At 56.9% G+C, this 6035-nt stretch carries 4 protein-coding genes, 1 other RNA gene and 1 pseudogene; 2 read left to right on the top strand and 4 right to left on the bottom strand.

Going from position 1 to position 6035, the window contains the following annotated elements:
* The 4 genes and pseudogenes from B2W96_RS00580 to B2W96_RS00565 form a co-directional block, all read right to left on the bottom strand.
* Positions 1-464, bottom strand: a pseudogene (locus B2W96_RS00580) (aspartate kinase); the annotation flags it as partial.
* A gap of 46 nt (positions 465-510) precedes the next feature.
* Positions 511-1704: a homoserine dehydrogenase gene (locus B2W96_RS00575; RefSeq protein WP_293007493.1), complete on the bottom strand. Its 1194-nt coding sequence runs from the start codon at positions 1702-1704 to the stop codon at positions 511-513.
* A 21-nt stretch (positions 1705-1725) separates the two neighbouring features.
* Complete coding sequence (locus B2W96_RS00570; RefSeq protein WP_293007491.1) at positions 1726-2166, bottom strand: ACT domain-containing protein; 441 nt, start codon at positions 2164-2166, stop codon at positions 1726-1728.
* Positions 2167-2459: 293 nt separating this feature from the next.
* Positions 2460-5084, bottom strand: coding sequence for a transglycosylase domain-containing protein (locus B2W96_RS00565; RefSeq protein WP_293007489.1), 2625 nt, complete (start codon positions 5082-5084; stop codon positions 2460-2462).
* A 294-nt stretch (positions 5085-5378) separates the two neighbouring features.
* On the opposite strand from B2W96_RS00565, the gene B2W96_RS00560 reads away from it, so the two are divergent.
* Both B2W96_RS00560 and ssrS read left to right on the top strand, forming a co-directional pair.
* A complete protein-coding gene (locus B2W96_RS00560) occupies positions 5379-5675 on the top strand; it encodes a DUF1292 domain-containing protein (protein WP_293007487.1) in 297 nt (98 codons plus the stop codon).
* A gap of 38 nt (positions 5676-5713) precedes the next feature.
* Positions 5714-5911, top strand: a non-coding RNA gene (gene ssrS / locus B2W96_RS00555) — 6S RNA.
* The last annotated feature ends 124 nt before the right edge of the window (positions 5912-6035 follow it).

The raw sequence follows: 6035 nt of genomic DNA, 5'->3' as shown, positions 1-6035 counted from the left end.
GTATCTGACCCGCCCCGGCCCAGCCTGGTAATGTTTCCGGCGCGGTCAATGCCCTGAAAGCCCGCCACCAGAACGATGCGGCGCTGGTCCAGTTCGGACTGAATCCGCTCCGCGTCTATCCGCTTGATGCGGGCCTCGCCGTACACGGCAGAGGTCTGGACCCCTGCCTGCCATCCTGCCAAAGACACGCAGCGCAGGCCGCGCCGCTCCAGCTCCATGGCGCACAGGGAAATGGATATCTGCTCTCCGACCGACAGGAGCATGTCCATCTCCCGGTTGGAGGCACGGGGATTGATCTCCTGCGCCCGCTCAATCAAATCGTCAGTAGTGTCGCCCTGGGCGGACAGCACCACAATTACGTCGTTTCCGGCCTGATAGGTCCGCTGGATAATCTCGGCCACATGGCGGATACGCTCGGCGTTTTTCACCGAGCTGCCGCCGAATTTCTGCACAATCAAACTCATTTGCTTTAACCCCTTCTCCTCTGGATAACCGGTCAATCAGTTCCGCTCAGCCCAGCACCCGCAGCCGAGCAAGTACATTCAGGCATTCGGATTTTTCCAGCGCCTCCCGCAGAGGGATGGAATCCGTCAAAAACCCGGTTTCTCCATCCTCGCTGAGTACCTCCACCTGACCGAAGGCCATCGCCGCGTCCATCAGGCTGCCCTCAATGCGGAAATAAAAGCGGGTGGACACCTCTGCGGGGTCTACAAACCCGTCGGCGTCGCCGCTCCAGCCAAGCCCCTCCTGCCGGGGACTGCGGCGCAGGCTCTCCATCACGTCCGACACGCAGGCCGAAGCCGTGGGCAGCTCTCCCGCGCCACTGCCGTAAAACATCACCTCGCCCACGGCACTGCCCTGGACGGCCACGGCGTTGTAGACATCCTCCACGTTGGCCATCGGGTGCTCCTCCGGCACCAGATGGGGCGCAACGTAGGCAGTGCGCCCTCCGCCGGGCATCCGCAGGCACCGGCCCAGCAACTTGATGCGGTAGCCCGCCCGCTGGGCCACCTTCACGTCCCGGAGGGACAGCTTCGTGATTCCCTCCATAGGAACATCCTCCGGTCGCACCTGCGCGCCAAAAGCCAAATCCGCCAGAATGCAGATTTTTCGACCCGCGTCAATGCCCTGCACGTCGGCGGTGGGGTCTGCCTCGGCATAGCCCTTGGCCTGCGCTTCCCGCAGCGCATCGGAAAAAAAGGCGCCGGTGCGGACCATGCGGGTGAGAATGTAATTGGTGGTACCGTTGAGAATCCCGAAAATCTCATCCACCCGGTTGGCGCACAGGCACTCCGTCAGCGGGTGCAGCACCGGGATACCGCCGCCCACGCTGGCTTCAAATAGGTAGTTCACGTTGTTCTTTTGGGCCAGCTCCATCAGCTCCCAGCCCTTTTCAGCCACCAACTGCTTGTTGGCGGTCACCACATGCTTTCCCGCCGCCAGCGCCCGCTTGGTATACTCGTACGCCGCCTCTGTCCCTCCGATTGTCTCCACCACCACGCGGATTTCATCGTCCCGCTCAATGGTTGCAAAATCGTCAGTCATAAGCTGGCGGTAGGGGCCGTCCTTAAAATGTCGGACCAGAACGGACTTCACACTCAGTGGCTCCCCCAGCTTCCGCTCGATCTGCCGGGCATTTTCCGCCACTACCTTGGCTACGCCGGTCCCTACCGTGCCAAGGCCCAAAATTGCAATCTTACTCATGGATCGATCCTTTCGCTGTTTTTATCCGGCCAGCACTTCAAACCGGACCACGCCCTCCACTTCGGAAACCTGCTCCAAAAACGCCTCCAGCGTCATCTCCATGTCCGAGGTTTCCGCAGACACGGTGACGGCGGCGCAGCCGTTGGTGGGAATGCTCTGATTGATGGTTAGGATGTTGGCGCCCGCCCCCGCGAAACCTGACAGCACACGGCTCAGCACGCCCGGCGCGTCCTTCAGCATCCCGTAAAACGTGATGATGTGCTCCGATTTCAAATCGTTGAAGGGCTGCACGGAATCCTTGTACTTATAGAACGCGCTGCGGCTGATGCCCGCCAATCGGGTGGCGGCGCCCACCGTGTTTACCTCGCCGGTTTGGATCATGCGCTTGGCTTCGGCCACCTTCACAAAAATCTCCGGCAGGGCGTCCGCCGCTACAATATAGAATTTGACCTCTCTGCCCATTCCGTCCGCCTCCCATGGTCATTTGTCCTTATACTTTGATTAGTTTACCATAGAAGCCGGCAGGTTGCAATGCACAAACACAAGAATTTCTCCGTCCTCCGGGAAAATTTTTCGGTGAAATGTCCATACCCCGCGGCCTGATTTTACAAAACGGCAAAAATTAAGTGATTCGATGTCCTCGGGTGTTCTCGCACCATGGATTTCGCGCCAGCCTTTATCCGCGAAACTGCGCGCCTTTGGTTCCGCACATATGAAAAACCGCCGCACAGCCGTGCGGCGGTTTTTATGCTGTATCAGTTTCCCGTGTTCCAGACGTTGTTAATCCAATCGTCTATCCCGGAAGAAGGCTCGGACGGCTCTGTTGGCAGCGTGGGTTCTGTCGGAGAAGTCGTTCCGCCACCGGAGCCGATTCCGCCGGGCTCAGTCTTCGGCGGCGGGGCAAGCCCCGTGTCTCCTCCATCTTCAGGAACCGTCGTCTCCCCTTCGCCGTCGGGGTCGGTGGGCAGGACGCCATCCTGATGAACCGGACAAGGCGGAATCACAACCGTCCCGTCCTCCAACTTTGTCTGCAAGGAACCAATCAGATAGGCGTCGTCGTCCGCCTTGATGCTGGGACCGTAGTCCACCCGGGTATAGTCCAGCAGGGCAACCGGCTTCACGCTGGCCGCAGGGCACAGCGGCGTAGCAAGGACCTTGCCCTCGGTGCAATAGTCGTAGAATTTATGGAGACTGCACTCCTCCACAGGGGCGGTTCCCGCAGCCACCTCCACCTCCCGCACGCGGCTGCCCCGCAGGTCCGACGCGCAGGCGTCCGTGGCCAAAAGGCCGCTGTCGGCGCACACGGTCACCTTAACAAGGCCGCTGCTGGGCTTGGTGAACGACTTGTTCTCCTGCTCGTCCGCAATTTTCTGCATGACCTTCTGCCACATGGAGGCGGCGGGGTTTCCGGAATAGCTGATGCGCTCGGGCTTGTCATAGCCGCACCAGACCGCCGCGGCATAATAGGGCGTGTAGCCCACGAAATACCGGTCCTTATTATCGCTGGTGGTACCGGTTTTACCGGCGCTGGTCATACCGGAAAGCTTGTACCGGGAAGCCGTTCCTCCGTTCATCACGCCCTGAAGCAGTTGATTCATGAAATAGGCGGTCGTTTCCTTCACAGCAACATGGGTTTCCGTCTCGTTGTCCAGAATCACATTGCCGTTGCTGTCCTCCATCTTCGTGTAAAGACGTGGAGAGTTGTACACGCCACCGTTGGCAAACACCGCGAAGGCCGCAGCCATTTCCTCGGTTGAAACACCGTAGGTCAGGCCACCCAGACCCAGCGCCGCCGTGTTAATGTCGTCTGCCACCAAATCCAAATTTGCCTTCTCCGTGGCAAAGTCAAAGGAATTTTTAACGCCCAGCTTTTCGATTACCTGAACAGCCACGGTGTTGACGGAGTTTGCAACGCCGCTTGAAAGGGTTGTCCAGCCCTTATAGCCCTGAGGGGAGTTTTTTGGCCACGGGTTGTCGTTCAACAGGCGCACGGGATAGTCGTCAAAGGTGGACGCCATGGTAACCACTCCGGCGTCCAGCGCCGGGGCATATACCGTGATGGGCTTGATGGCGGAGCCGCACTGACGCTTGCCCACGGCATAGTTCCAGCCCAGATTATCCTGCTTGGTGCCCACCTTGCCCACCATGGCCTTTACATTGCCGGTGGTGGGGTCTACGATGGTGATGCCGGACTGAAGCTCCTGTCCGCTAGAGGAGGTCACGTCCAAATTGGCGCGCTCCTGATACACGGACTCGGCAATTTCCTGAATATGCGGGTCCACGGTGCAGTAAATCGTATAACCGCCGTTGTAAAGCCGCTTGCGCGCCGCCCCGGTGGTAATGCCAAGCTGCTTGGCAAAGTCCTCGGAGACGTCCAGAATCACCTTATCGACAAAATAGGAGTTAATGCCAGTGGAGGTTCCGCCGCTTTTTTCAACATTATCGGCGGCCACCAGCTCCTGCGCGGAGACGGAGCCGTCGGTGAACTTCAGCTCCTCATTCGCCGCCTGGTCGTATTCCTCCTGACTCAGGTATCCAAGCTCCAGCATCTTTTTCAGGATATTCTGCTGGCGGTCCCTGTTCATCTCCCGGGCCGTTTTTCTCACGCCGGTTTCCTTGTTGGTGATAACGACGGTGGACATGGGTCCGTACAGCGAGGGATTATTGGTGATTGCAATGATGCTGGCGCACTCCGCAGTCGACAGCTCCGACACGTCCTTGCCGAAGTAAAACTGCGCGGCAGTCTGCACACCATAACACTTCTGGCCCAGATAAATGTGGTTGAGATACAGCTCCAAAATTTCTTCCTTGGAATACTTTTTCTCAAACTCCAGCGCCCGGAAAATCTCCCGTACCTTGCGGTTCACCGTGTTGTCGTCGTCGTGGGTCATGTTCTTCAGCAACTGCTGCGTAATGGTGGAACCGCCGAATGTACTGCTGGTGCGGAAAAACAGATTTGTCGTGGCTCTGGCGGTCCGCAGCCAGTCCACGCCGTGGTGGCCGAAGAAACGTTCATCCTCGATGGACACTGCCGCTTCCCACATGGTCTTGGGAATTTGGTCGTAATCCACCCAGATACGGTTTTCGTCGCCGTAAATCATCTGCAATTCTTCCCAGTTCCCCGTCTCGCTGTTCTCATACATGATGACAGAGCTGAGGTTCATGGTATAGTCGTCGGCATTGATGTCCAAAGCGGGCGTCAGCGTCGTTTTCACATAATACATGAAAATACCGGCAATCATCGCGCCGGAGAGAATGCCAACCAACAGCAGGGTCCGGACTACAAACCAGATTGTATCCATCGGATTTTTTGCGGACCTGCGGCGGCGGCGGTGCTCATGGGGCTGGGACGATTCCCGGTGTCTGCCGTGCTCTTCCATTGCAGAACACCTCCTTTTCCTTAGTTCAGGGGAGCAGTCGATTCACCCTCCCTTGGCAAAACGGCTGCACATAATACGCCATAGTATCTTTCATTTTACCATTCCTGTCAACACCAAAATTGTCGCTTTTTTCTTGATAAAAGTTCCTTAATTCAGGGAAAATTTTTATATACAGGAAAAATTACCTGCCTCGAAATTTCATTTTCCCACGATTTGCACACCTGATTCACTTGCATTTTTCCGATGGAGCGGGTACAATACATTCAACGAAACTAACCGTAAGGAGGCACCTCTATGAGCGAGGAGTTTAGCCCCACTTTTGTCACCATCACCGATGAGGACGGAAACGATATCGAATTGGAACTCGTGGACGCGCTGGAGCACAACGGACAGAAATACATGGCTTTCTTTCCCGCCGAGACGGAGGACTCCGACGAAGAAGATCCCGATACCGGTCTTGTGATTCTGAAGGTCCTGACAGAAAACGGCGAAGAGCTGCTTTCCACCTTAGACTCCGATGAAGAGCTGGACGCGGTGTACGATTTGTTCATGGAAGCCCTGTTTGAGGACGAGGAGGACGAAGACTCCTGACGATCTTCTTTCCGTAACCAAGATGTAACTGTGCACAAGAAACCCTGCGCGGTGCGTGATAGGCCTTTTTTAACCCACATTTCGTTATAAGGGATGCCGGATCAGACCGTGGTTCGCAGGCCTCCCGGCTGCTGTTTGCGGCTGGATGTTGGAAGCGATAAAGCGTGCTGGAGGCGACCCACCTGTCCGTAAAGGTGCAGGTTATAACGGGGTCTACACGGCCGAGCGGGGTAACTTTATTCTTAAAAATTTCCCTGAACGGATTTTTAAACAAGATGCGCGTATTCTGCGCCCCGCTGCCCGCCAAAACGGGCAGCGGGGCGTTTGCTTTACGGCACGTTTTCTGTGAACGCCCTCATT

This window comes from Oscillibacter sp. UBA6647, from assembly GCA_002455655.1.
In the GTDB taxonomy this organism is placed as follows: domain Bacteria; phylum Bacillota; class Clostridia; order Oscillospirales; family Oscillospiraceae; genus Oscillibacter.
This window is presented reverse-complemented; position numbering and strand designations above follow the sequence as displayed.

Coding starts and splice junctions, on each gene's coding strand:
- B2W96_RS00575 (WP_293007493.1), bottom strand. CDS start 1,704: ATGAGTAAGATTGCAATTTTGGGCCTTGGCACGGTAGGGACCGGCGTA.
- B2W96_RS00565 (WP_293007489.1), bottom strand. CDS start 5,084: ATGGAAGAGCACGGCAGACACCGGGAATCGTCCCAGCCCCATGAGCAC.
- B2W96_RS00560 (WP_293007487.1), top strand. CDS start 5,379: ATGAGCGAGGAGTTTAGCCCCACTTTTGTCACCATCACCGATGAGGAC.
- B2W96_RS00570 (WP_293007491.1), bottom strand. CDS start 2,166: ATGGGCAGAGAGGTCAAATTCTATATTGTAGCGGCGGACGCCCTGCCG.